This is a genomic window from Halolamina pelagica (genome assembly GCF_001307315.1).
Lineage (GTDB): Archaea > Halobacteriota > Halobacteria > Halobacteriales > Haloferacaceae > Halolamina > Halolamina pelagica_B.
In genome coordinates this window covers 1,062,471-1,085,908 of sequence record NZ_LGUC01000001.1, presented here as the reverse complement: position 1 = coordinate 1,085,908, position 23,438 = coordinate 1,062,471, and the positions used below count along the sequence as shown (strand labels likewise).

General features: G+C 67.6%; 17 protein-coding genes and 7 pseudogenes. 13 read left to right on the top strand and 11 right to left on the bottom strand.

The features are described 5' to 3' along the window. Window positions 1–2: 2 nt before the first annotated feature. The 6 genes and pseudogenes from SY89_RS05755 to SY89_RS05735 form a co-directional block, all read right to left on the bottom strand. On the bottom strand, window positions 3–1,181 hold the full coding sequence (locus SY89_RS05755) for an ABC transporter ATP-binding protein (RefSeq protein ID WP_054584674.1): 1,179 nt from the start codon (window positions 1,179–1,181) through the stop codon (window positions 3–5). A 9-nt stretch (window positions 1,182–1,190) separates the two neighbouring features. Continuing rightward, window positions 1,191–2,225: pseudogene (locus SY89_RS15755) on the bottom strand (ABC transporter permease); the annotation flags it as partial. Continuing rightward, a complete protein-coding gene (locus tag SY89_RS05750; RefSeq protein ID WP_054583491.1) occupies window positions 2,222–3,220 on the bottom strand; it encodes an ABC transporter permease in 999 nt (332 codons plus the stop codon). The gene SY89_RS05750 and the pseudogene SY89_RS15755, both read right to left, overlap by 4 nt. Beyond that, window positions 3,221–4,872 (bottom strand): annotated as a pseudogene (locus tag SY89_RS05745) (ABC transporter substrate-binding protein). A gap of 174 nt (window positions 4,873–5,046) precedes the next feature. Beyond that, window positions 5,047–7,302, bottom strand: a complete 2,256-nt coding sequence (locus SY89_RS05740; RefSeq protein ID WP_054583490.1) for an NADP-dependent malic enzyme — start codon at window positions 7,300–7,302, stop codon at window positions 5,047–5,049. A 164-nt stretch (window positions 7,303–7,466) separates the two neighbouring features. After that, window positions 7,467–8,570 (bottom strand): M24 family metallopeptidase, encoded by a 1,104-nt coding sequence (locus SY89_RS05735; RefSeq protein WP_054583489.1) that lies wholly within the window; start codon window positions 8,568–8,570, stop codon window positions 7,467–7,469. A 105-nt stretch (window positions 8,571–8,675) separates the two neighbouring features. Here SY89_RS05735 and SY89_RS05730 point away from each other — a divergent pair, with 105 nt between their 5' ends. The 3 genes from SY89_RS05730 to SY89_RS05720 are packed head-to-tail and all read left to right on the top strand — an operon-like array spanning window position 8,676 to window position 10,012. Next, the gene (locus SY89_RS05730; protein WP_054583488.1) at window positions 8,676–9,518 is read left to right on the top strand and encodes a COX15/CtaA family protein; all 843 of its coding nucleotides are present in this window, start codon (window positions 8,676–8,678) and stop codon (window positions 9,516–9,518) included. A 51-nt stretch (window positions 9,519–9,569) separates the two neighbouring features. Then, entirely contained in the window at window positions 9,570–9,797 is a 228-nt protein-coding gene (locus tag SY89_RS05725) for a hypothetical protein (protein WP_054583487.1), read from the top strand. After that, window positions 9,794–10,012 (top strand): hypothetical protein, encoded by a 219-nt coding sequence (locus tag SY89_RS05720; protein WP_054583486.1) that lies wholly within the window; start codon window positions 9,794–9,796, stop codon window positions 10,010–10,012. The genes SY89_RS05725 and SY89_RS05720 overlap by 4 nt, the downstream gene beginning before the upstream one ends. Before the next feature lie 13 nt (window positions 10,013–10,025). Here SY89_RS05720 and SY89_RS05715 read toward each other — a convergent pair. Both SY89_RS05715 and SY89_RS05710 read right to left on the bottom strand, forming a co-directional pair. Further along, window positions 10,026–11,488, bottom strand: a pseudogene (locus SY89_RS05715) (replication factor C large subunit). A 76-nt stretch (window positions 11,489–11,564) separates the two neighbouring features. Next, window positions 11,565–12,641: a DUF2891 domain-containing protein gene (locus tag SY89_RS05710; protein ID WP_054583485.1), complete on the bottom strand. Its 1,077-nt coding sequence runs from the start codon at window positions 12,639–12,641 to the stop codon at window positions 11,565–11,567. Between the two features lie 108 nt (window positions 12,642–12,749). On the opposite strand from SY89_RS05710, the gene SY89_RS05705 reads away from it, so the two are divergent. Beyond that, complete coding sequence (locus SY89_RS05705) at window positions 12,750–13,388, top strand: GNAT family N-acetyltransferase (protein WP_054583484.1); 639 nt, start codon at window positions 12,750–12,752, stop codon at window positions 13,386–13,388. Beyond that, window positions 13,385–14,020: a GNAT family N-acetyltransferase gene (locus tag SY89_RS05700; protein ID WP_394325730.1), complete on the top strand. Its 636-nt coding sequence runs from the start codon at window positions 13,385–13,387 to the stop codon at window positions 14,018–14,020. The genes SY89_RS05705 and SY89_RS05700 overlap by 4 nt, the downstream gene beginning before the upstream one ends. 41 nt (window positions 14,021–14,061) lie before the next feature. Here SY89_RS05700 and SY89_RS05695 read toward each other — a convergent pair whose 3' ends face one another. Together SY89_RS05695 and SY89_RS19535 are read right to left on the bottom strand one after the other, a co-directional pair. Beyond that, window positions 14,062–14,568 (bottom strand): GNAT family N-acetyltransferase, encoded by a 507-nt coding sequence (locus SY89_RS05695; RefSeq protein ID WP_054583483.1) that lies wholly within the window; start codon window positions 14,566–14,568, stop codon window positions 14,062–14,064. A 57-nt stretch (window positions 14,569–14,625) separates the two neighbouring features. Next, window positions 14,626–15,260, bottom strand: a pseudogene (locus SY89_RS19535) (metal-dependent hydrolase). Window positions 15,261–15,398: 138 nt separating this feature from the next. On the opposite strand from SY89_RS19535, the gene SY89_RS05685 reads away from it, so the two are divergent. From SY89_RS05685 to hmgB, 6 genes and pseudogenes are all read left to right on the top strand, one after another. Continuing rightward, window positions 15,399–16,250, top strand: a complete 852-nt coding sequence (locus SY89_RS05685) for a TatD family hydrolase (RefSeq protein WP_054583482.1) — start codon at window positions 15,399–15,401, stop codon at window positions 16,248–16,250. Window positions 16,251–16,332: 82 nt separating this feature from the next. After that, window positions 16,333–16,916 (top strand): annotated as a pseudogene (locus SY89_RS05680) (DUF2150 family protein). Between the two features lie 39 nt (window positions 16,917–16,955). Beyond that, complete coding sequence (locus SY89_RS05675; RefSeq protein WP_054583480.1) at window positions 16,956–19,148, top strand: DUF4097 family beta strand repeat-containing protein; 2,193 nt, start codon at window positions 16,956–16,958, stop codon at window positions 19,146–19,148. Next, the gene (locus SY89_RS17130; RefSeq protein ID WP_189319115.1) at window positions 19,148–19,312 is read left to right on the top strand and encodes a hypothetical protein; all 165 of its coding nucleotides are present in this window, start codon (window positions 19,148–19,150) and stop codon (window positions 19,310–19,312) included. The genes SY89_RS05675 and SY89_RS17130 overlap by 1 nt, the downstream gene beginning before the upstream one ends. Window positions 19,313–19,552: 240 nt before the next feature. Then, on the top strand, window positions 19,553–19,882 hold the full coding sequence (locus SY89_RS05670) for a hypothetical protein (protein ID WP_054583479.1): 330 nt from the start codon (window positions 19,553–19,555) through the stop codon (window positions 19,880–19,882). A gap of 428 nt (window positions 19,883–20,310) precedes the next feature. Continuing rightward, a pseudogene (gene hmgB, locus SY89_RS05665) lies at window positions 20,311–21,646 on the top strand (hydroxymethylglutaryl-CoA synthase). A 303-nt stretch (window positions 21,647–21,949) separates the two neighbouring features. On the opposite strand, the gene SY89_RS05660 reads toward hmgB, so the two are convergent. Continuing rightward, a complete protein-coding gene (locus tag SY89_RS05660) occupies window positions 21,950–22,894 on the bottom strand; it encodes an aminopeptidase (RefSeq protein WP_054583478.1) in 945 nt (314 codons plus the stop codon). Between the two features lie 122 nt (window positions 22,895–23,016). Here SY89_RS05660 and SY89_RS19530 point away from each other — a divergent pair. Together SY89_RS19530 and SY89_RS19525 are read left to right on the top strand one after the other, a co-directional pair. Continuing rightward, window positions 23,017–23,127, top strand: a pseudogene (locus tag SY89_RS19530) (hypothetical protein); the annotation flags it as partial. Between the two features lie 41 nt (window positions 23,128–23,168). Beyond that, complete coding sequence (locus tag SY89_RS19525) at window positions 23,169–23,354, top strand: rhodanese-like domain-containing protein (protein WP_394325749.1); 186 nt, start codon at window positions 23,169–23,171, stop codon at window positions 23,352–23,354. The last annotated feature ends 84 nt before the right edge of the window (window positions 23,355–23,438 follow it).

The following is a 23,438-nucleotide window of genomic DNA, read 5'->3' as shown; positions in this document are numbered from 1 at the left end:
GATCACCCCTGTTTCGCCGCGCTGCCGAGCGCTTCGGACTCGTCGTACTCGCGGTCGGCGAGGATACACCGGACCAGGTGATCGGTGTCGTCGGTCGCCGCCGGCGCCTCGTGCTCCTCGATGTCCGTGAGACAGGACGTCATCGCTTTCGGGCAGCGGTCCGCGAAGTAGCACTTCTCGCCCATCTCCGCGTCCAGCAGGCTGGGGACGTTCCCCTCGATGGGTGAGAGCCGTGGTGCCGGATCCTCGATGTCCGGAATCGAGCCCAGCAGTCCCTCGGTGTAGGGGTGGACCGGGTTCTCGAACACGTCCTCGAGCGAGCCGCGCTCGACGACCTCGCCGGCGTACATCACGCCGACGCGCTGGCACATCCGCGCGATGACGCCGAGGTTGTGGGTGATCAGGACGACGCTCATGTCCTCTTCTTCCTGCAGCTCGGTCAGCAGGTTCAGGATCTGGGCCTGGATCGTCACGTCCAGCGCCGTCGTCGGCTCGTCGGCGATCAGCACGTCGGGCTCGCCGGCGAGCGCCTGAGCGACCATCGCGCGCTGGAGCATCCCGCCGGAGAACTCGTGGGGGTACTCCTCGGCGCGCTGTTCGGGATCGGGAATCCCGACCCGTTCGAGCAGTTCGACCGCCCGCTCCTCGCTCTCCTCGGAGACGTAGCTCTGTGAAGGGAGCACGGCGCCGGCGATGAGTCGACCGAGCCCGTACCCCTGGGTCCGCGATCGCGTGCGCCGCGGGTTCGCGCGGGCACGGCGCTGCACCTCGACGGCCTCGGCGATCTGCTCGCCGACCGTGATCGAGGGGTTGAGGCTGCTCATCGGGTCCTGGAAGATGGTCGCGAACGCCGGCCCGCGGAGCCACCGGCGGGTGGCCTCGGGCAGTTGGCGCACGTCGACGTAGTCGCCGTCGACCGCCTCGGGGTGGGAGTCCCGGTGCTCCTCGGCGAGGTCGGCGTCGCGGTACCACACCTCGCCCTCGGTGATGCGGCCCGGCGTCTCCACCAGGTCGATCAGCGAGAGCGCGGTGACGGACTTCCCGGAGCCGGACTCGCCGACGATGCCGAACACCTCGCCGTCGCGCACGTCGAAGTCGACGTGCTCGACCGCGTTGACCTGCCCCTCCTCCGTGAAGAAGCGGGTCGTCAGGTTCCGCACCTTGAGGATCTCGTCGGCCATCTCAGACACCCCCTCCCCTTCGATGCCGGGGTCGAGCGCGTCACGCAGCCAGTCGCCGACGAGGTTGACGCCGATCACTGCCAGCACGATCGCGAGCCCGGGGACGGTGGCGATCCACCACGCCGTCGAGAGATAGGCGCGGCCCTGCGAGATGTCGAAGCCCCACGAGAGCGTCGTCCCGGAGAACCCCAGGAACGACAGCGAGGACTCGAGCAGGATGATCGCGGCGACCTGGATCGTCGCGAGCACGAGGATCGGCGTCGTCGCGTTGGGGAGCACGTGCCGCCCGATGATCCGGGCGTCGCTGGCGCCCAGTGCGCGGGCGGCCTTGACGTACTCCTCCTCGCGGATCGAGAGCGCCTCGCCGCGGGCGATCCGGGCGAACCAGACCCAGTTCACGAGCCCGACGACGACGATCACCGTCCCCGGCAACACGAAGGAATCAGGCATCCCGGTCGGTAAGCCGAGCGCCGATCGCACCGGGTCGACGAGCCCCAACACCACGAACGGGTCGGGCACGTCGACGGCCGCCCGGCCCCAGAGCCCGATTAGCGCGATGGCTAACACGAGCGAGGGGAACGCCAGCGACACGTCGGCAAAGCGCATCAGCGCGTCGTCGACGCGGCCGCGGTAGAACCCCGCGACGAGACCGACGCTCACCCCCAGCACGGCGGCGAGCAGCGTGCCCAACACGCCGACCATCATCGACGTGCGGGCGCCGTACACCGCCCGGGAGTACACGTCCTGGCCGAGCGAGTTCGTCCCCATCGGGTGGCTCGCGCTGGCGTTGACGTACACCGTCTCGTTCGTGAGCTCGAGCGAGCCGTTGACCATCTCCGAGGTCGTCTCCTCGGTGGTCCGGCTGAACCCCATCGGCGGGAGATTGTTCTCGTCGAGGTTCTGGTTGGTCGGGTTGTGCAGCGCGATGAACGGCGCGAACGCCGCGATCAGGATCATCGCCAGCACGAGCACGATACCGATCTTCGCGAGTGCGCTGGAGCGGAGTTCTTTCCGGAGGTTTCGGAGCGTACGTGGAGAGATCATTCAGCGACCACCTGTGGGTCGAGATACGCATAGACGGCGTCGACGACCAGATTCACGATCACGAACCCCGTGCCGATCACGACCAGCGTCGCCTGCAGGATCGGCCAGTCACGGGTGTTGATGGCGTTGATCAGCGTCGTCCCGAGGCCCGGCCACGAGAACACCGATTCGGTGATGACCGCGCCGCCGATCAGCGTCCCCAGCTGCAGGCCGAGGACGGTGATCACGGGGATCAGGGTGTTCCGCAGCGCGTGCTTGTAGCGGATCAGCGACTCGGGTAGCCCCTTCGCACGGGTCGCCCGCACGTAGGACTGCCCCAACTCCTCGAGCATCCCCGACCGGGTGAGCCGGGTGATCAGCGCCGTGAAGTACGTCCCCAGCGTCACCGCGGGGAGCGTGATGAACCGGAGCCACTGGTAGAACGCGTCGACACCGGCGCCGACGCCCTGGTTCGCTGCGATCCGGAACGCCTCGATGAAGCCGAACGCTCGGCCGCTGGTGGGAAAGATCCCGAACTGCACCGAGAGCAGGAGGATCAGCATGATCCCCAGCCAGAAGTTCGGCGTCGAGATCCCCACCAGCGAGAACGTCGTCGCCGCGTAGTCCGCCGGCTCGTGGCGCCGCGTCGCGCTGATCACGCCCAGCGGGATCGACAGCCCGATGGCGATGATGCTGCTGGCGACGGCCAGTTCGATCGTCGCCGGCAGCTTCGAGAACACCATCTGGCTGGCTTCGATCCCGGAGATGTAGGAGTAGCCCATGTCGCCGTTGAGCAGCTCCCAGAGGTAGTCGAGATACTGGACGTACAGCGGCTGGTCGAGCCCCAACTCCGCCGCGATGCGTTCGCGAAGCTCGGGGCTCGCGTCCAGCGGCGCGACAGCGTCGACCGCGTTCCCCGGCGTGATGAACCGCAGCACGAAGACGATGCTGACGACGCCCCAGACGACCACGACGCCCTGCAGGCCCCGCTTCAGCAGGAACCGTCCGTACGACATCTACTGTTCGCTGGGCAGGCTCTGTGCTTCCTCTATCACGCGGTCGAACTCGTCGTTGGACCAGCTGGTGAGGACCCCGTCGCTTTTCAGCAGCGGAATCAGGGTCTGACTCGCGTCGAAGGTCGCGTTCCCCAACCGAGCAGGTACCAGTGCGGACTGGTCTCGATGTCGCCGTCGGTGACCTCGCCGGCGAGTGCCTGGAAGTCACGCTGGTTGACGCTCGCAGTGACGTTCTCGAGATCGTCGAGGTAGCCCGCGACCGCCTGGGCGATCTCCACGTCGTTGAGGTAGCGACCGACCGGGGTGTGGAGTTCGACCTCCACGCCCGCGTAGCCGGACTCCTCGACCAGCGCCTCGGCCTGCTCGGGGTCGTACGGGTACGGGTCGAGATCCCCGTTGAACCCGAAGAAGCCGTCGAGCGTGGGCTGGGCGGTCTGGTCGCCGAACGTGCTCAGCACGTTCTGGACGATGCTCTCGAGGTCGATCGCGTAGTTGACGGCCTGACGGAACTCGGGGGAGTCGAACGGCTCCACGTCGTAGCGCATCGCGTTGAAGATGACACGCGTCGACGGGGTCGCGGCGATGCTGCTGCCGTCGTTCTCCTCGACCCGGCTGACCTCCTGGGGCGGCACGTTGACGATGATGTCCGCCTCGTCGGAGAGCAGCGAGTTCACTCGCGTGCTCGACTCGCTGGCGGAGGTGATCGTCAGGCTGCTGATGTCCGCGGCCTCCTTCCAGTAGTTGTCGTTGCGGTTGAACACCACTTCGACGCCCTGCTCGTACGTCTCCAGCACGAACGGCCCGGTGCCGTCGATGTTCTGGTTGATGTAGGCGTTCTCGTTGGCCTGAATCCACGACTTGTTCACGATCGGGCCGTAGCTCGCGAACAGCGAGAACACGATGGGGTTGAGCCCGTCGCTCATCACGTCGACGGCGCGCTCGCCGTCGACCACTTCGGCGCCGGTCACGCCCGCGAGCTGGTCCTGCTGCGGGCTGGCGATCCCCGTGTCGGGGTCGACGATCCGGTTGATCGAGTACGCCACGTCTTCGGGGGTGAGGTTGTCCCCGGAGTGGAAGGAGACGCCATCGCGGATGTGGAACCGCACCACGCCGTCCTCCTGTCGGCTGTAGTCCTCGGCCAGCGAGGTGAGGATAGCGCCCTCACGGTCGCGGTCGAGCAGCTTTTCGTACGCCTGCATCACGATGTTGTCCGTCGGCGTCGCGCGGTGGTCCTGGGGGTCCAGCCCGCTGTCCATCTGGGACTGGTTGATCACCACGTCGTCCCCGCTGTCGGTCGCGGGGGAGATGGCGTAGGCGTCGATGAACTCGTCGGCGCGAGCCTGCCACTCGATGTCGGCGCTCTTGCCGTAGACGGAGTACTGGCGGTTGAGGAACACCCACGGTGCCTGCTCGTGAGCGACGCGGTTCGCCCGCTGGAGGTAGCCGTCGCGCGTCTCGGGCTCCGGCCGCTCCGTCGGCGTGTCGTCGCCGGTCGGCGTGTCCGTCGGCTCGTCGGTATCGCCGCCGGGCTGGTCGGTCGCAGTGTCCGTCCCGCCGTTGCCGCCACAGCCGGCGACGGCAGTCGCGGTCGCTGCGCCCGCGAAGCCGAGGAACTTCCGTTGACTCACGTCCGGACTGTCTTTGTCAGACATAGGCAGGCGGATGTGGCGGACTAACTTATAGCCTACGCCCATCCGCACACTGGTCCCCGGTCGCCGTCGGGGAAATACCTCAGATATGAAAACCGATGCTAACACCGAATAACGACGTAATTCAACCTAAAAGATGCGTCAGTGGCCGGGATTGCCGGTTCCCCGGGCCGCGGCTTACTCCCCCTGGGCGTCGACTGCCGCGACGCCCGCGAGGTTGACGATGTCCTTGACCTCGTCGCCGCGCTGCATCACGTGGACCGGCTTGTCCATCCCCACGAGCATCGGGCCGATCGCCTCGGCGCCGCCGAGACGCTGGAGCAGCTTGTACGCGATGTTGCCGGCCTCCAGGTTCGGGAAGACGAGCACGTTCGCCGGCTCGTCCAGTTCAGAGAACTCGTAGGTGTCAGTCAGGATGTCCTCGACGACCGCGGTGTCGGCCTGCATCTCCCCGTCGACGGGGAAGTCGGCCTCGGGGTCCGCACGCAGGGCCGCGGCGGCGTCGCGGGGTTTGGCCGTGCCCTCGTTCTCCACCGAGCCGAAGTTGGAGTACGAAAGCAGCGCCGCACGCGGTTCGACGTTGAACCGCCGGGCGAGTTCGGCGGTGTGTTTGGTGATCTCCTCGAGCACCGCCTCGCTGGGGTCCTGGTTCACCGTCGCGTCCGCGACGAACACCACGCGGTTCTTGAACGTCAGCATGTAGACGCCGGCAGCGTACTCGGCGTCGTCGGCGGTGCCGATCACCTCGAGCGGCGGGCGGAGCGCCGACGGGTAGTGGTGGGTCAGCCCCGTCAGCAGCGCGTCGGCGTCGCCGGTCTCGACCATCGCGCTCCCCAGGTAGTTGGTGTCACGCTTGACGAGTTCGGTCGCCTCGCTCCGGGTGACGCCCTTTCGCTGTCGGAGCTCGTACAGTCGCTCGGCGTAGGCCTCGGTATCGTCGACGCGCGGGTCGACGATCTCCGGCGTGAAGTCGAGGCCGAGATCCGCGGCGATTCCCTCGATCTCGTCGCTGTTGCCCAGCAGCACGGGGTCGCCGATCCCCTGCTCTTGGATCTGGGCGGCGGCGCGGACCATCTTCTCGTCGGTCCCCTCCGCCAGCGCGATGCGCTGGTCGGTGTTCTTGGCCTTGTTGAGCACGACCCGCATCATCTCGCGGGACTTGCCGAGTCGGGCCTCCAGCTTCTCGGAGTAGGCGTCGGTGTCGATCTCGGTGCGGGCGACGCCCTCCTCCATCGCCGCCTCGGCGACGGCGGGGGCGACCTCGAACAGCACGCGCGGGTCCACCGGCTTCGGGATGACGTACTCCGGGCCGTACTGGAGCGGCTGGTCGCCGTAGGCTTTCACGACGGCGTCGGGCACGTCCTTCCGGGCGAGTTCCGCCAGCGCCTCCGCGGCGGCCATCTTCATGTTCTCGGTGATGCTCGTCGCGCGCACGTCGAGCGCGCCGCGGAACAGGAACGGGAACCCGAGCACGTTGTTGACCTGGTTCGGGTAGTCCGAGCGTCCCGTGGCCATGATCACGGTGTCGTCGCGGGCCGCGCGGGCCTCCTCGTAGCCGATCTCGGGTTCGGGGTTGGCCATCGCGAAGATGATGGGGTCCTCGGCCATCGACGCCACCATGTCCGGCGAGACGATGCCGCCGACGGAGAGGCCGACGAACATGTCGGCGCCGTCCATCGCGTCCGCGAGGTCGCCCTCGGGGAGGTCGCGGGCGAACTCCTGTTTGTACTCGTTCACGTCGCCGTTCTCGGCGCGCTGCTCCGTGATGATCCCCGAGGAGTCACACATCGTGATGTTGTCGGGGTCGGCGCCGAGTTCGACGTAGAACTTCGCGGTCGCGATCGCCGACGCGCCCGCGCCGGAGAAGGTGATCTCCATCTCGGAGATGTCCTTGTCGAGCACGTCGACCGCGTTCAGCAGGCCCGCGCCGCTGATGATCGCCGTCCCGTGCTGGTCGTCGTGGAACACGGGGATATCCATCGACTCGCGGAGTCGCTCCTCGATCTCGAAGCACTCCGGCCCGGCGATGTCCTCGAGGTTGATCCCGCCGAACGTCGGCTCCATCGCCTCCACCGACTGGCAGAACGCGTCCACGTCGGTCTCGTCGAGTTCGATGTCGAACACGTCGATGTCGGCGAAGCGCTTGAACAGCACGCCCTTCCCCTCCATCACGGGCTTCGAGGCCTGCGCGCCGATGTCGCCGAGGCCGAGGACCGCCGTCCCGTTGGAGACGACCCCCACCATGTTCCCCTTCGCGGTGTACTCGTAGGCGCGCTCCTCGTCGGCGTCGATGTCCCGACACGGCGCCGCGACGCCGGGCGAGTACGCCAGCGAGAGGTCACGCTGTGTGTTCGTCGGCTTCGTCGTCGAAATCTCGATCTTGCCGGGCGGATCGGACCGGTGATACTCCCGGGCGTCGTCGTCGAGTCCCATACGAGCGGGGTCACTCGGCGTGGCCAAAAATCTATCCACCTGCGTCGTAACTTAGTTCGACACGTGTCGAACAGCTCGCGGAACGATCGCCGACGGCGTCGTCCGGGAGATGCCGGTTCGTGCGACGTACGGGGTCGAACGCGCTTCCGCTGCTGAGACCCGGTTTAGGGCGCGTACGGCGCGTGTCGTTCGAGGGTCAGGTCGTAGCCCACGGCCGCCACGTCGAACGTCGGCCAGTTGGGCGTCGCGGTCAGACACTCGAACGGCTCGTCGCCGGCCTCGACGAGGTACGTGTCCTCGCTCCGCGCGCCGCCGACGACGGGGTTGTACGCGTATCCCATCGGCGCCGACACGGTTCCGGTCGCCGCCGGCGCCGCTAGCCACTCCCGACGGGCGAAGCCCGCAGCGCCGCCCTGTTCGCCTGCTTCCCACGCGTCGGGGAACCCGACCTCGTCGTAGGCCGTCCGGATCGCGTCGAACACGTCGCCAGCGTCGCCGCCGGCCGCGACGGCCTCGCGGGTCGCCGCCAGCGCGGTCGCCTCGACCCGCGCCGCGGCCCGGAACTGGGTCTCGAAGCGCTCGGGCGGGTCGAACGCGACGGTCCGGGTGAGCGACGCGTGGAGCCCCCGACGCTCGCTCGTGACGGTGATCACCGCGTAGTCACCGAGTTCGGCGGCGCCGGCCGGCGGCGTGCGGTACGTTTCGGCGCGCTCGCTGCCGGCGACCCGGACGACCGGCGCCGACATCTCGCCGGAGGAGAGCGCGATCCGCAGCGCCGACGCGGCCTCGTACTCCGCGTCGTCGGCGTCGAGTTCCCGGCAGACACGCTCGACGGCCGCGGCCGTCTCCTCGGCGAGCGCCCGGTAGCGCTCCACGTCGTCACCGGCGAGTGGCTGCCTGAGAGGGCTGGCATCGATGCGCTCCAGTCCCGGTGCGTCGAAGTCGGCCACGCCCGCCCCGACCGTCTCGGCGGCGACGGCCTCGCCCAGCGACTCGTGCCACGGAACGGTCTCGACGGCGAACGCGTCGGGGAGCTCCTCGGCGGCGATGCGGTCGGCTTCGCCCGCGAGGGCGACGGCGCGGAACGAGGGCGTGCGCTCGGGCACGTAGCCCGCCGCGGCGACGCCGATATCGTCAGTCGCGCTGCGGGCGTTGTCACCGCCGGTGAGCCACGCGAAGGCGTTCGGGCGAGCGAACCAGACGGCGTCGGCGCCCGTCGCCGCCAGCGAGGCGTCGAGGCGCTCGGCGCGGGCATCGAGATCGACCATACCCGCGCTGGCGCCGCCGCCGACTTCAACGCGCCGCTCCGTGCCTCGCGCGCGAGCGCGCTCGTAACGGAAACCCCAAGTGGATTCGCGCCCCAATTCCGACCAATGAAGCGCCCTAGCTACCGGCGGTTCGCCCTGTTCACTACGGCTCTGACCGGCGTCCTCGTCGCACTCGGCGTGTACACGGCGGCGACGGGGGCGGGGCTGGCCTGTTCCCAGCAGTGGCCGCTGTGTGACGGCGGCGTGTTGCCACAGTCGATCCCGAGCTTCATCGAGTGGTTCCACCGCCTCGTGGCGATGATCACCGGGTTCGCGATCATGGGCGTCGTCGGCGCCGCCTGGCGGGGCGATCAGGACCGCCGGACCGCGCTGTTCGCCACGGCGGCGCTCGTCCTGCTGCCGTTCCAGATCTCCGTGGGCGCGATCACGGTGACGCTCAACGGCACGATCCCGTGGGGGTACTCGGTGCCGACCCACGCCGCCCACCTCCTGTTCGCGCTCTCGATCTTCACCGCGCTGACGCTGACGACCATCTCGGCGATGCGTGGCCACTACCGCCGCTCGGCCCACGAACGGAGCCGACTGGCCGTCGGCGCGGCGCTGGTGCTGATCGTTGCGAACTTCCTCGTCAGCCGCGTCAGCCCGCTGATCGACTACGGCCCGGCCGCCCAGGGCACGTTCGCGCTGACGGCGCTCGCGGCGTTCGCGATGCTGGTCGCTGCCGCGGTCTGGCTGCCGGGCACCGAGCTGGCACGCTACCGTCCCGGCGTGTTCGTCGCCGGCGCCGCCATGTTCCTCGTGACGCTGCTCGGCCGTGACTTGGTCGTCTACACCGCCGAAGCCCGCCTCGCCAACGGCCTGCTCTACCTCGTCGGCTTCGCCGCCGCGGCGGTCGTCGCCTACGCGGCCCGTGGTGGCTCGAACGAGGAGCGGCCCTCGCTGGCGTAAGGCGGCCGGGCCGTCACAACGCTCTTCTCCCCGCCCCCGTAGCTTTCGCCTATGCATCGGTCCCGCCGCGCCGTCCTCGCCAGCATCCCGGTCGCGCTGGCCGGCTGTGGCCGATCGTTCCGCGAGAACACCGTCCCGGGCGGGCTCCACCTCCGGAACCGCCGTGGCGAGCCAGTCACGGTCTCGATCCGGGCCGCAGTCCTGCCAGAGCCGGGTCCCGGGGCGGCCACCGCGACACCCGGCACCCCGACGACCGATCGCTCGCGGATCCCGACGTGACCGGGGAGTTCCGGCTCCGACCCCGCAGTGAGCGAGCAGTCGGCGCGTTCTTCCCCTCGGCCGGTCGGTGGGCGTTCGAGGCGGTCGTCGACGACGACGGGGACCGCAGTCGGATCGAACTCCACGCCGCACTCCCCGGACCCACGGGTGCGGACACGATGCTCGTCACCGTGCGGGAACGGGGCGTGACCGCGCGGGCGACGACCGTCGACTGAGGCGAGTCGGGCGCTACACGAAGTCCGAGAGCCCGGCCTGGGAGTCGTCGGCGTCTTCCTCCTCCTCGGGCGCTGCCCCTCGGCGGCGTCAGCATCGGCGCCCGCTTCCGCGTCCGTCGCGCCGGCGTCGTCGTCGCCCGCCGGCGCGTCGTCGTCGCGCTCGGGGAGGTCGCCGGCGAAGGCGCCGGCGGCGTGCTCCTCCAGCGCCTCCTCCCGGAGCTCCTGGGCGTCCTCGACGATCCCCTGCACCTTGTTGGTGGACTCGCCGCTGCCCGAGACCGCCGCGAGGTCCTCCTCGTCGAACTCGAAGTACGCCGTCACAGCGACGGTGAGCTCGCGGGGCTTGCAGTGGTGGATCATCGCCGAGAGGAACGGCAGCACCTCCCGGCGGGCGGTCTCGATGCTCAGGCCGCCGGAGACCGCGATCTTCCGGCAGATCTCGTCGATCGTGGCGTCCGAGGAGGGCCACATCTGCGGGCGGCCGCCGTACTGGGTCCAGCCGCCGGAGGTGCCGTCGCGGGAGGCGGCGACGCCGGCGGCGACGTTGTCGGTGACGTAGCGCCAGTAGCCGTACTCCTGGGTTGCCTGCACGCGGCCGAGCCAGCGGTCGGCGTTCGCGATGAACTCGTAGGCCCGGACGGTCTCCTGGGGGTCGTACACCTTCATCACCTTGTCCTCGACCCACGCCGTGAGATCGTCGGGCGTCTCGTCGGCGTCGTAGGCGACGTGGAGCGCGTCCTGTGCGCTCGCTTCCTCTTTCAGGATGGCGTCGAGAACGGTGAAGATGCCCGCCGTCGTGTCGCGGTCGCCGGTGACCACGTCCTCGACGGTGAGGTGCTGTTTCCCCTCGGCGGTGGCCTGGAGGTCCTTCACGGCGCCCCGGAGGTCGCCGCTGTTGGCGTCGGCGATCCGCTGGAGCGCGTCCGAGTCGAACTCGATCCCCTCCTTCCGGCAGATGTCCCGCAGGACGGGGACGATCGAGCGCGCGGACACGTCCCGGAACTCGATGTCCTGGCAGGCGTTCCGGAGTCCGCGGCTCATGTCGTAGAACTCGTTGGCGATGAGGACGATCGGCTGGTTCGCCTCCTTCACCAGTTTGGTGATCGCCTGGGCGCCGCCGCGGTCGTAGTTGCCGTGGATGTTGTCGGCCTCGTCGACGATGATGAGCTGGCGGCCGCCCTCGTCGGTCGAGTCGCCGCCGAGCGTCTCGTTGCGGGCCGCGCGGCCGGCGAAGCGCTCGATGGCGTCGGCCGTGCGCTGGTCGGAGGCGTTGAGTTCGACCGTCTCCCAGCCCATGTCCGCGGCGAGTGCGTGGGCCGCGGAGGTCTTGCCGACCCCGGGGCTGCCGTAGAGGATGACCGCCTCCCGGTGGTCGTCCCACGTCCGCCCCCACTCCTCGAAGGCGTCGCGGGCTTTGTTGTTCCCCCGGACCGCCGAGAGCGTGTCGGGCCGGTAGGACTCCGTCCAATCAGCCATTACCGGCATCAGGGCGCTTTCGCGTTTAGTGGTTCCGGAGCGGGCGAGCGCCGCGTCCGCGCGTCGCCGACACGCGCTACGCCGCCCCGTCGTCGACGTTCCGCGTCAGCGCGTACAGCACGAACGAGGAGAGCCAGTGGGCGCCGGCGTAGTCGTCGGTGAAGGCGCCGCCGAGGCCGGCGTCGAAGTGCCGCTCGGCGCTCGCTTCCAGCAAGGTCGCCGTCTCCCCGTCGACAGCGTCGGCTACCTCGGCCAGGCCCCACGCTTTCGAGAGGTTCAGCCCGACGAGATGGAGCGCGAGGCCGCCCTCGCCGTCGGCGCCCGCGTCGACGGGATCGAGGAACGCCTCGTTGCGCGCCGCCGTGAGATCCAGGAGGAAGCCGTCGAGCCACGCCGCGTACTCCGCCGCCTCCAGCACCCGCTGCATCAGGTTCGCCTCGGCCAACGTGGGCGAGAGGAAGTCCCACCCCAGCGGCTCGTAGGCGACCGGCGCGTCGATGTCGTCGGCGTAGAAACGCCGCGCGGTCTCGGCGGCGTCGGCGGCGAGGTCGTCGTCGCCGACCACCTCGGCGTAGTCAAGCACCGCCGAGAGCGCGAACGCGCTGTTGCCGTGGGTGCCGACCCGGAACGGCCGAGAGTCGGTCAGGAACGCCTCGGCGGTCAGGTCACGGATCCGTCCAACCAACGGCGCGAGCGTGTCGGCCCAGCGGTCGGCGCGCGGGTCGTCCCAGCGGTGCAGTTCCGCGGCGAACCGCAGCAGCCAGGCCCAGCCGTACGGTTTCTCGAAGGCGGGGTGCTCCTCGAAGTACGCGACTTCGCCGGCCACGTTCTCGGGAGTGAGGCGGGCGTCGATGCTGTCGACGATGGCGTCCTCGTCGGGGTGGCCGTCGAACAGCCGAAGTTGCCGGACCAGCGCCCAGTGGCTGTGGACCGCGGAGTGCCAGTCGTAGCAGCCGAAGAAGACGGGGTGGTCCTCCCGGGGTCGGACGGTGTCGTCGGGGCCGTCGACGGCGCCGCCGTGGTGGGGGTACGCCTGCCCGACGGAGTCGAGCGGGTGGTGCGCGAGCCGTCGGAGGGCGTCCTCGCCGAGGTCGGTCACGGTCCCGGCCAGCGCCGCCGCGACATCGACATCGAGTTCGTCGGGTGTCTCCATCGTTGGCGGGTTCGGCGGGTGACGAATGAATCGTTCGGTGGTGGGTCGTTTGCCAGCGCCCCCCACAGCCGAGGCAGACTTTTTCAGTCCGGTCACGTCAGCCCGAGTATGTTCCCCGCGATCATCGAGACCGAGCGACTCCGGTTGGAGCCACGGACGCCAGAGTACGTCGACGCACTGGCCGTGTACGAACACTGCCGAGAGGGCCACCCTCACATCGACGAGGTTACCGAGTACCTGCCGTGGGAGCCCCACAGCACGCCGAACGAGTCGGCCGAGTTCCTCGAACGCGGCGCCGAGGGCCGCGACGAGCGCGAGGGCATCGACTACGTCATCCGACCGAAGGAGGGCGAAGCGGGAGCCGGCGAGATCGCCGGCTTCGGCGGCCTCTCCTTCGACTGGGACACCGACAGCGCCGAACTCGGTACCTGGCTGCGGAAGCCGTTCTGGGGCCGGGGCTACTCGGGCGAGCGAGCGCTGGCGCTGGCCGAACTCGCGTTCGAGGGGCTCGACGTCGAGGTCGTGACGGTGACCCACGACGCCGACAACGAGCAGTCCAAGCGCGCGATCGAGAAGTACATCGAGCGGATGGGCGGCCGCCGCGAGGGCACGCTGCGGAACTTCCACCCCAGCAGCGACGGTCCCGTCGACGCGGTCCGCTACAGCGTCACGCAGTCGGAGTACCGCGACGCCGACCCCGATCACGAGGTGACGTTCCTCGATAGCGATGGGGAGCCGTGGCCGTGAGCGCGAGCCTGTTCCCCGAGTCGGTCGAAACTGACCGCTTGCGACTGGAGCGCGTCGACGCCGACGACGCCGGCGCGCTCGACCTCTACGAACACTGGCGCACGGAGGCGCCGAACGTCGAGGAGTCCACCGAGTACGTCTCGTGGGAGCCGTACGACCACCCCAACGGCGTGGCCGAGACGCTGGAGCGAGCGGTCGACCGCGTCGAGGGCGGTGACGGGGCGATGTACCTGCTCCGGCCCCGCGACGGTGAGGATCGAGCGGGCGAGATCGCGGGAACGACCGGGCTGTTCACCGGCTGGGACCAACGGCTCGCGGTGTTCGGAATGTGGCTGCGTAAGCCGTTCTGGGGGCGGGGCTACTCCGGCGAACGCGCCGACGCCCTGTTCGAACTGGCGTTCGACCGACTGGACCTCGACGTCGTCCGGGTTTCGCACGTTCCGGAGAACACGAACTCCGAGCGCGCGATCACGAAGTACGTCGATCGACACGGCGGTCGCCGCGAGGGGCGGTTTCGGAACCGCGTCAGCTTCGACGACGGGTCGATACACGACACCGTCGAGTACTCGGTGAGCCAGTCGGAGTGGGCCGCCGCCGACGGTGCCGAGACCGCCGTCGAGTTCCGCGACTGACGGGTCGGCGGCGACGTGAGTCGGCGGAGCCCGTTGGGAGCCTAAATCCCGCGGGCGACCATCTCGCCCCAGTGCTCGAAGCCGTGGCGCTCGTAGAACCCCTTCGCCCGGTCGTTCTCCCGATCCACGTCGAGGACGAGCCGATCCAGCGGCAGGTCCTGATCGCGGGCGAACGCGACCGCGGCGTCCATCAAGTCGTCGGCGACGCCCGTCCCGCGGTGGTCGGGGGCGACGTAGATCTCGTTCAGGACGGCCGCGTCCCAGATGAATCGGTGACTCTCGGGCAGCACGAACACGTAGCCGGCGAGGGTGGCGGTCTCGTCCGTGCCTCCTGCTTCGTCGACGGCCACGGTGACACACCGCGGATCCGCGTCGACGCAGCGCTCGACCCACCCGACCCACTGCTCGCGGTACTCGCGGTCGAGTTTCCCCTCGTACTTCTCGGCCTTGTTGTCGCCGCCGGTGCCGCTGCCGAGGCCGAGTTCGAAGGCGCGTTTGCAGTCCCACAGCCCGTCGGCGTCGCCGGGTTCGTACGGACGGATCTCCATGAATCGACTGACGCCCGGCCGCTGTTGAGGCTGTCGCTCCCCCGAAGCCTCGCCGACTCAGTGCCGCCAGCTCTGCCACGAGCGAACGCTCACCGTCGCCGCGGAGAGGCCGACGAGCATGAGCTGCCAACCCGCAGTCACGACGGGGAACACGCGCTCGACAGGGCCCTCACGCTCCTGCCACGGTGTCGGGTCCGCGCCCGTACTGTATCGGGTGTTGTCGGTAGTCGACGGTCGCGAGGGTTCCGCGGGCGAGAGGTCGACGAACGTCTGGACGAGCCCCTCCGTCGTCGAGAGTTTGAGCTCGCCGTCGACGGTGTAGAACTGGTCGTGCAGCGGCCAGAGCGCGTTCACGCCGTTGGTGACCAGGTCGGGGAGGATGCCGCCCGCAAGCAGGGCCGCGATCGCGACGCCGGCGACGTAGGGCGCACTCGTCCCCAGCGCTCGCGGATGCGCGAGCGGTCGAGCACGCGCGAATCGACGTACAGCACCGTTCCGAGGAGCACCGGCAGGAGCAGCGTGTGCAGCGCCGAGCGGTGTGCGCCGCCGATCACCGGCGCGAGGAAGGAGTCCAGATCGGGGATAGCGGCGGCGACGAGCACGACGGCGATCGCTTTCGGCGTGAAGCGATCGCCCAGCAGCGCGGCGCCGACGAGGCCGCCGACGGCGACGTGGACCAGCGTCGAGGGCACGCGTGGGGGTGAGCCACACACAGATATAGCGTTTGTGCCGGGCGATCCACCCCGGTGTGCTCTCGGCCGGCCACCGTGTCGGGCGCCGCCGCCGAGCGACAGGACAGCGTTCAAGGGCGGCTCGCCCCCACGTCGGACATGGACGAACTCGACACGCCGGTGCTGGACAACCATCTCCACCTCGATCCCGAGCACGGGCGCGGGATGGACGCGGTCCGAGACTTCGTGCGCCTCGGCGGCACCCACCTCCTCGTCGTGAACAAGCCCTCGTGGCACCTCGGGCCGGTACCGAGCGAGCGAGCCGACTTCCGGACCGCGTTCGAGGCGACGATCGACGCCGTCGCCGACGCGAACGAGATCCTCCCCGGGAAGGCGTGGCCCGTGCTGGGCGTGCATCCAGGGCTGATCAGCCACCTCGTCGACGAGGGGTACGAGCCGGCCGAGGCGCGGGACCTGATGCAGTCCGGGCTGGACCTCGCCGCGGAGTACGTCGCTGACGGTCCTGCGCTGGGACTCAAGACGGGGCGTCCCCACTACGAGGTGAGCGACGCGGTGTGGGACGCCTCGAACGCGGTGCTCAAACACGGGCTCGGGCTCGGCGCCGAACACGACTGCGCGGTCCAGCTCCACACCGAGGGCACCGACGACCTGACCGAGGTCGCCGAGTGGGCCGAGGCGCGCGGGCTGCCGACCGAGAAGGTGGTCAAGCACTACGCCGGCGGCGAACTTGCGGGGCCGACACCGAGCGTCATGAGCGAGAAGGACCGACTCCGCGTCGCCGTCGAGTCGGGCGAGCCGTTCCTGATGGAGACGGACTTCGTCGACGATCCCGATCGCCCGGGCGCCGTACTGGGTCCGAAGACCGTTCCGCGCCGCGTTCGGTGGCTGCTAGAAGCGGGCCACGACGATGCGGTCGCTCGCGCCCACGTCGAGACGCCCGAACTCGTCTACGGGATCGACACCGTCGGGACCCTCGATTCCGGCGAATAGTCCGCCTGCACGGGGTCTCGGCGGATTCGCTCGCGGAAACGGATAGGAAAACCCTTTGCGTCGTCGGGGAGGAGATGGGGGTATGACCGACGACGAGCCCGTGGAGACGTTCTACACCGAAGAGCGCTGGCAGAACTGGATCGACCGCCTTCGCGAGGAGGATCTGGACCTGGAGGACGAGGACTCGGCGCGCCTGCTGATGAACCTCCAGGAGGACACCGCCATCGCGGTGGCGAAAGTGCTCGAGTCCTACGAGGACGGGAGCATCGACGAGGAGCGCGCCCACGAGGAGCTCTCGGAGATGCAGGAGATCGTGCTCGCGGAGGCGCCCCTGGAGGACGAGGAGAAGGCGATGCTGATCGAGAGCGTCCAGATGAGCCTCGAAGTCGTCTTCTACGCGGCCCAGGAGTTCGTCGCCGCCGGCGCCGCAGAGGAGGCGAGCGTCGAGGAGTACATCGACGCTGCCGCCGACGCCGAGGCGGGCGACGACATCGACACGGCGGTCGGTTACATCGTGCAGGCAGGGACGCTCGTGATCGACGGCGAGGAGATCGACCCGGCGCTGGTCGAGGAGATGGAGTACGGGCTCGTCGCGGAGTGGGTCAACGGGCTGGAGTCGCTGCAGAACGCGCTGGCCTCCCCGAGACCGTCGAAGAAGAGGACTGACGGAGCAGCTTTTTCCCCACCGGGCGTGTGGGAGGGAGTATGAAGTTCTGGGGTGACGACCGGGGGCAGTCCGTACAGGTCGGGGCAGTCCTACTGTTCGGCTTTCTCGTTATCGCCCTCACCACGTACCAGACGACGGTCGTCCCCCAGCAGAACGCGGAGATAGAGTACAACCACAATCAGGCGGCCGGGATGGACATGCTCGACCTCCGGAACGACCTGCTCACTGCCGGACGGACCGGGAGAACAACGGCGACGACAGTGCAGTTGGGCACCCGGTACCCTGCCCGGGCGCTCTTTATTAATCCACCTCCGCCCTCAGGAACGATTGAAACCGTCGGAACGAACGACGACGCGGTAAACGTCACGATCGGAAACGCGACCGCAGACGGCGATGTCGGTGACTACTGGAACGGGAGCGACCGGGCGTTCAATACGGGAGCGATCGTCTACTCCCCGGACTACAACCAGTACCAGAACGCCCCGGATACGGGGATCGATATCGGCACTGGAGTGGTTTTTAACGCACAACAGGACGCGAAGATACCTACTACCGACCAGCAGCTGATTCAGGGGAACCGTATCAACCTCGTTCTCCTCGCGGGGAATCTCAGTAAGGGTGGCTCGTACGCCACCTCCCTCGACATCCGCCCGGTGAGCAGTTCAGAGAACACAGTCGAGATCGACAGCGATCAGAACGTCACGATCACGCTCGCGACTCGACTCAGCGTCGAGCAGTGGGAGGACCTGACGAGTGAGGAACCGGTGCTGGCTGTCGAGTCGGTCGGCTCAATCGACGAGGAGTTCAACCGCATCAGGCTGGTGCTGAAGCCCGGGAGCTACCGACTCAGCGTCTCGAAGATCGGGGTCGGAACGGTCGGCAGCGCGGGAGGGACGGAAGCGGCGTACCTGACCGCAGTCAGCGGTGACGCCGTTGTCAATGAGAACACAGAGCAGTCCGTCCGGTTCGAACTCCGGGACGAGCTCAACAACCCGACCGGCGGCGAAGCCGTGACGGTGTCGATCAACGACTCCAGTTTGGGCTGTATCTACGTGACGAATCCAGATAACTGTGGGTCAAGTGTCACGGTCGACGCCGACGACCACGACGGCGAGATCGAGGTGCAGTTCCGGGCGACGAACGACATCGACGGCAGTTCGGAGCCGGTTCGAGTGGAGGCGACGTTCGGCGGCGGCAGTGCTGCTGCGGAGCGTGCGGCGGTGAACCTCACCGTCGTGAATACCGACAGGAGCGGGACCGACGGCGGTGGCGGCGGAAACGGTGACAGCGACGATGGCAACGACAACAACGTTCCAGGTTCACAGGACGGCGAAGAGTACGTCGCCTACAAGGACGCAGACGGTGACGGCGTATACGACGACGGCGAAACGAGGTATACCCCGTCTCAACTGCAAAATTTCGACGATCAATCCGCGGACCTCCGGATCGCCGATGCCATCGAGTCGAACAACAAGATACAGATCAACAAAGCGAACTCCTTCGTCGTCGAGGATGGAGCCTCGGTGAACACGAACGGTCAGTTCAAAGTGGGAAACAACGTCGGCAGCGTCACTATCGAGGGGAGTGTGAGTTCGAGCGGCCAAATGCAGTTCCAGCAGTCCGGCGACCTCAACGTAATCGGAGGGAGCATCGATGCCGATGGCGAAATCTCAGTACAAAACGATGGCAGCATTATTGCGAACGGTGCAACGATAGAGTCCTCGACAAAAGTAACTCTGAGGGCGAAATCGGGAGATATCGACCTCACCGACGCGACGATCTCTACGCCAGGGGAGGTGTCGATTACCGCCGAAAACAACGCCGATAATATCATCGCAAACGGTGCGACGATCGAGTCTCAGACCAAGGTCACACTGAGTTCGAACTCGGGCGACATCGGCCTCAGTAACGCGGATGTTTCCACGCCAGGGGAGATTTCGATTAGCGCCGATGGCGATGGAGATGATATCATCGCGGACGGCGCAACGCTCGACTCCTCAACTAAGGTTACTCTGACCACGAAGACTGGCGATATCGATCTCAGAGATGCGACTGTCAGTGCGCCGGGTGAGAAGAAGGCAAAGATCAACAATGACGACGACGGGAGGATCAGGGTCGGCGGATTGGGAATCACCGGCGGCAACGCCAAATTGATCGCCGAAGTCAGAGAAACAAGCCAAGTCGAAGGAGAGGGTAGCGTTGATCCAGGCGAAGTAGAGATAAAAACCTGATGCAGGGTCTTCGCGCCCAGTCCGAGTCCATCGGCGTCATCCTCCTCGCGGGAGTCATCGTTCTCTCTGTCGGTGCTTTCGGCGCGTTCTACCTTCCAACGCTCGACGATGGCGGCGAGCGACCGCTGTTCTCTATCGAGGGCAACACCGATCCCCGAACGTGACGATCACTCACGCCGGGGGGACTCCGTCGGCGCGGGAGAACTGCGGCTCTCCATGGAGGTGAACGGGAGCCGAGTCGCCTACCCTCCTCCACTCGGCGAGGAGTTCACACCCGGGGAGACGTGGGCAGTGAACGTTTCCGAGCACGCGAACGTCAGCCGCGGGTCTATCGTCGGCGTCACTCTGTACCACCTGCCCAGCGAGAGCCGGCTGTACAGCGAGGAGTGGGCAGTGGGCGAGGGGTGGACGCGGACGGTGACGTCCACTGCGAGCACGCCTACCAGTACCGCGACACCCACCGCGACGCCCACTGTAACGCCCACCGCTACTCCCACCGCAACACCAACCGCGACACCCACCGCTACTCCCACCGCAACACCAACCGCGACACCCACCGCTACTCCCACCGCAACACCAACCGCGACACCCACCGCTACTCCCACCGCAACACCAACCGCGACACCCACCGCTACTCCCACCGCAACACCAACCGCGACACCCACCGCTACTCCCACCGCAACACCAACCGCGACACCCACCGCTACTCCCACCGCAACCCCGTCAGGGCCTGACACCACAGACCCAACTATCGAGTCATTCGAGATAATTGCGGACAACACGACGACTGAGCAGAGACAAGGGTTCTTCGGCCCTTACACGGCTTCAAAGGCGAACGTTACAGTGTCTTGGGAGGTGTACGATAACCGAAATATTTCGGATGTATCCATTACGATGGAGCAAAGAGTGCTGTTCTATTGGAGCCAAGTCGATGCAGCTTCGTACAGTGCATCTACAGCCGGGGAAACCACTCTTGTACAAGATGACTACACTCGCTGGAACACCTACCGAATCACGATCACGGTTACCGACGAAGCGGGCAACACGGCGAGTGAGACGATCGAGTTCCAAGCAGGATAACCGACACCTCTAATTATTTATTTCGACAAACAACGTAACCCTCATCGACAAACCCAAATAGCCAACCGACCCATTCGGCACCATGACCACGGTGGGCATCGACGCTGTCGAGATCTGGGCGGGCAAGACCAAACTCGATCTCCCGGGCACGTTCGCCCCGGAGAAGGACGAAGAACCGGACAAGTACCGGAAGGGGCTGGGGCTGGTGAACTCCTCGTTCCCGGACGTCTACGAGGACATCGTCACGATGGGCGCCAACGCGGCCAAGCGCCTGATGGACCGCGAGGGGCTCACGCCCGACGACATCGGGCGCATCGACGTGGCGACCGAGTCCGCGTTCGACAACTCCAAGCCCGTCTCGACGTACATCGCGGGCTGTCTCGAGGACGTGTACGACGACGACTTCCACCACGCCAACAAGGGCGAGCGGAAGTTCGCCTGCATCTCCGGCACGCAGTCGATCGACGACGCGTACAACTGGATCAAGGCCGGACGGAACCGCGGGCGGTCCGCGCTCGTGATCGCCACCGATACCGCGCTGTACGCCCGCGGTTCGAGCGGTGAGGCGACCCAGGGCGCGGGCGCGGTTGCGATGCTGATCACCGAGGACCCGAGCCTCGTCGAACTGTCGACGGAACAGGGGTACGGCAGCGCCGACGAGACCGACTTCCTGAAGCCGAACCAGCAGTTCCCGAGCGTCGACGGCAAGCGCTCGATGCAGGTGTACCTCGCCCGGATGCGCGAGGCCGTCGAGGACTTCGAGTCCGTCGCGTGGGACATGCACCCCGACGACTTCGCGTACATCCCGTTCCACACGCCGTTCCCGGGGATGGTCCGAAAGGCGGGCCTGCTGGGCTATCGGCACATGATCCGCGACACCGAGATCGAGGACGGCCTCGCCGACGAGATCGGGCGCCAGCCCCGCGAGAGCGAGTTCGAGGACTGGGACGCCTACGAGGACGCGATCCAGGAGTACATGGACGAGCTCAAGCGCACCGACACGTACCAGTCGTGGTACGCCGACACCATCGAGCCGACGCTGTCGATCGCCCGGGAGGTCGGGAACTGGTACACCGGCTCGGTCCACGTCGCCCGGGCGAGCGCGCTCAAAACCGCCGCCGAGCAGGACCGCGACCTCGCCGGCAAGAAGCTCCTCGTCGGCTCCTACGGCTCCGGCGCGCAGGCAGAGATCCACGCCGAGACCGTCGTCGACGGCTGGCGCGAGGAGATCGAGAACCTGAACATCGACGAACAGCTCGACCAGCGCTACGACCTCGACTTCGAGGAGTACGAGCAGATCCACGACGTTCACAACCACGACATGACCGTCGACGTCGAGGAGTTCACGACCCCGAGGGGAGTTCGTGTTCGCCGGCCGCGGCCGGATGAACGAGCGACTGTACGAGTACGTGGAGTAACACCAGTCGCGGCGCGTGACCAGCGAGCGGCGACGGCCGCTCGCACAAAGCCCATGCCGTGACTGTGTAGAACCAACCATGGCACGCGACCGACGACGACCTCCGTGTCGTCGTCGGGGAGCGTAGGCCGACCGCGTATGGAGTAACACCAGTCGCGGCGCTCGACCGAGACCGACCTCTGTGTCGGTCCTCGGAGCTAATGCCGCGACTGTGTAAGCACCACTGAGCGACCGAGACCGACCTCTGTGTCGGTCGCACCGAGCCACTACCGCCGCAGAACGACCGATCCGGGCGGGAGTGGTCTCACTCGGGCAGGCTGATTTCCTCGCCGTCGGCGTACACCGTCGGCGACCGGAGGATGCCGTCGAGGTGGATCGGCGCCTCGGTGTCGCCGCCGATCGAGGCGTTGTCGCCGATGGCGATGTGGACGGTGCCCGCCGCCTTCTCGTCGAGCAGAACCGAGCCGACCAGCTCCGCAACGCCGACGTTGGTGCCGATCCCGAGTTCCGCGAGATTGGTTGCGGCGTTGCCGACCTCCTCGCGGGCTGCCGCGACGTCCTCACTGATCGCGTCGTCGGAGATGTCGGTCACGTGGCCGTCCGCGACCTCGAAGCTGAGCGTCTGCTCCTCGCCCAACAGCCCGTGGGGCATCATCGTGCCGTCGACGACGAACGTGCCGTTGGCGTCGGCGGGCGCGACGAACACCTCGCCGGCAGGGAGGTTCGAGAAACTGCCCGGCTCCCGGATCATCCCCGTGTCCTCGTGCCACTCGCGGTCGCTGACGGCGAACGTGATGTCGGTGCCGGCCGGGTTGGTGACCCGGATCTCGTCGGCGTCCCCGAGTTGGTCGAGCACGTCCTCGCAGTGGCTCGCGATCGTCTCGTAATCCGCATCGAGGCCGGCGACCATCACCTGCTCGGTGATCCCCGGCAGCGTCGCGCCGCGGGCGCCCGCCTCGCAGGCGGCCGAGCGGGCGCGGGTGTGCGAGAGGCTGCGCGTCGTCGGCGCGAGGAAGGCGTCGGCGTGCTTCATCGCCGCCGCGACTGGCTCGGGCGGCTCCTGCCCGTGCTGCTCGCCGGGCGGGTACTGGACGAACGTCGTGTCGGCGGTCGTCTCGGCGGCCACTTCGTAGAGCGCTTCCGCGATCGCGCGACGCTCGTCGTCGGTGACGATCGCGATCGACTCCTCGGCGTCGAGATCGAGACACTGGTGGATCGCCGTCTCCGCGGCAGTTCTGAGATCGGCCATGGCTCGCGGTTCAGCGGAGACCCGAATAGGTCTTGCGACGACGCCTCACCACCGCCGGAACCGCTGCGTGCTAACTCGACTCGCGGAGGATTCATACCCGCGAAGCGCCAATATTGGGCCAGATGAGCAATACTGTAATCGACGCCGAGACGGTTCGAGAGCGCGGCGACGAGCTGTACGTCCTCGACATTCGGCCGACCTACAGCTACGAGGAAGCCCACATCCCGGGGAGTCACAGTCTCCCGATCTACGACCAGCTCAAGGGGAGAACTTCATCGGACTCGAGGTCTCGGCGGCCGAACTCCCCGACGACCGGGAGATCGCCGTCGTCTGTTTCAGCGGGTCGACCGCCGCCGTCGCCGCCGGACGGCTCCGCGAACTCGGCTTCGACGCGAAGGCGATGCGGGGCGGGATCAACAACTGGGACGCCAGCACGACAGGGACTGCCGCGACAGCCTGACCGACGCCGACTGGGGCGGCCACGACCCGCCGGTATTGGACAGAAACTGCAAAACACCTAAGCCCAGCGAGCGCGAAAGCGCCG

Excerpts from the sequence above, each read along its gene's own strand:
- SY89_RS05695 (WP_054583483.1), bottom strand. The coding sequence starts at position 14,568 with ATGGAGATCCGTCCGTACGAACCCGGCGACGCCGACGGGCTGTGGGAC.
- SY89_RS05725 (WP_054583487.1), top strand. The coding sequence starts at position 9,570 with ATGCATCGGTCCCGCCGCGCCGTCCTCGCCAGCATCCCGGTCGCGCTG.
- SY89_RS05740 (WP_054583490.1), bottom strand. The coding sequence starts at position 7,302 with ATGGGACTCGACGACGACGCCCGGGAGTATCACCGGTCCGATCCGCCC.
- SY89_RS05685 (WP_054583482.1), top strand. The coding sequence starts at position 15,399 with ATGGACGAACTCGACACGCCGGTGCTGGACAACCATCTCCACCTCGAT.
- SY89_RS05755 (WP_054584674.1), bottom strand. The coding sequence starts at position 1,181 with ATGGCCGACGAGATCCTCAAGGTGCGGAACCTGACGACCCGCTTCTTC.
- SY89_RS05710 (WP_054583485.1), bottom strand. The coding sequence starts at position 12,641 with ATGGAGACACCCGACGAACTCGATGTCGATGTCGCGGCGGCGCTGGCC.
- SY89_RS05735 (WP_054583489.1), bottom strand. The coding sequence starts at position 8,570 with ATGGTCGATCTCGATGCCCGCGCCGAGCGCCTCGACGCCTCGCTGGCG.
- SY89_RS05660 (WP_054583478.1), bottom strand. The coding sequence starts at position 22,894 with ATGGCCGATCTCAGAACTGCCGCGGAGACGGCGATCCACCAGTGTCTC.
- SY89_RS05675 (WP_054583480.1), top strand. The coding sequence starts at position 16,956 with ATGAAGTTCTGGGGTGACGACCGGGGGCAGTCCGTACAGGTCGGGGCA.
- SY89_RS05705 (WP_054583484.1), top strand. The coding sequence starts at position 12,750 with ATGTTCCCCGCGATCATCGAGACCGAGCGACTCCGGTTGGAGCCACGG.
- SY89_RS17130 (WP_189319115.1), top strand. The coding sequence starts at position 19,148 with ATGCAGGGTCTTCGCGCCCAGTCCGAGTCCATCGGCGTCATCCTCCTC.
- SY89_RS05750 (WP_054583491.1), bottom strand. The coding sequence starts at position 3,220 with ATGTCGTACGGACGGTTCCTGCTGAAGCGGGGCCTGCAGGGCGTCGTG.
- SY89_RS05730 (WP_054583488.1), top strand. The coding sequence starts at position 8,676 with ATGAAGCGCCCTAGCTACCGGCGGTTCGCCCTGTTCACTACGGCTCTG.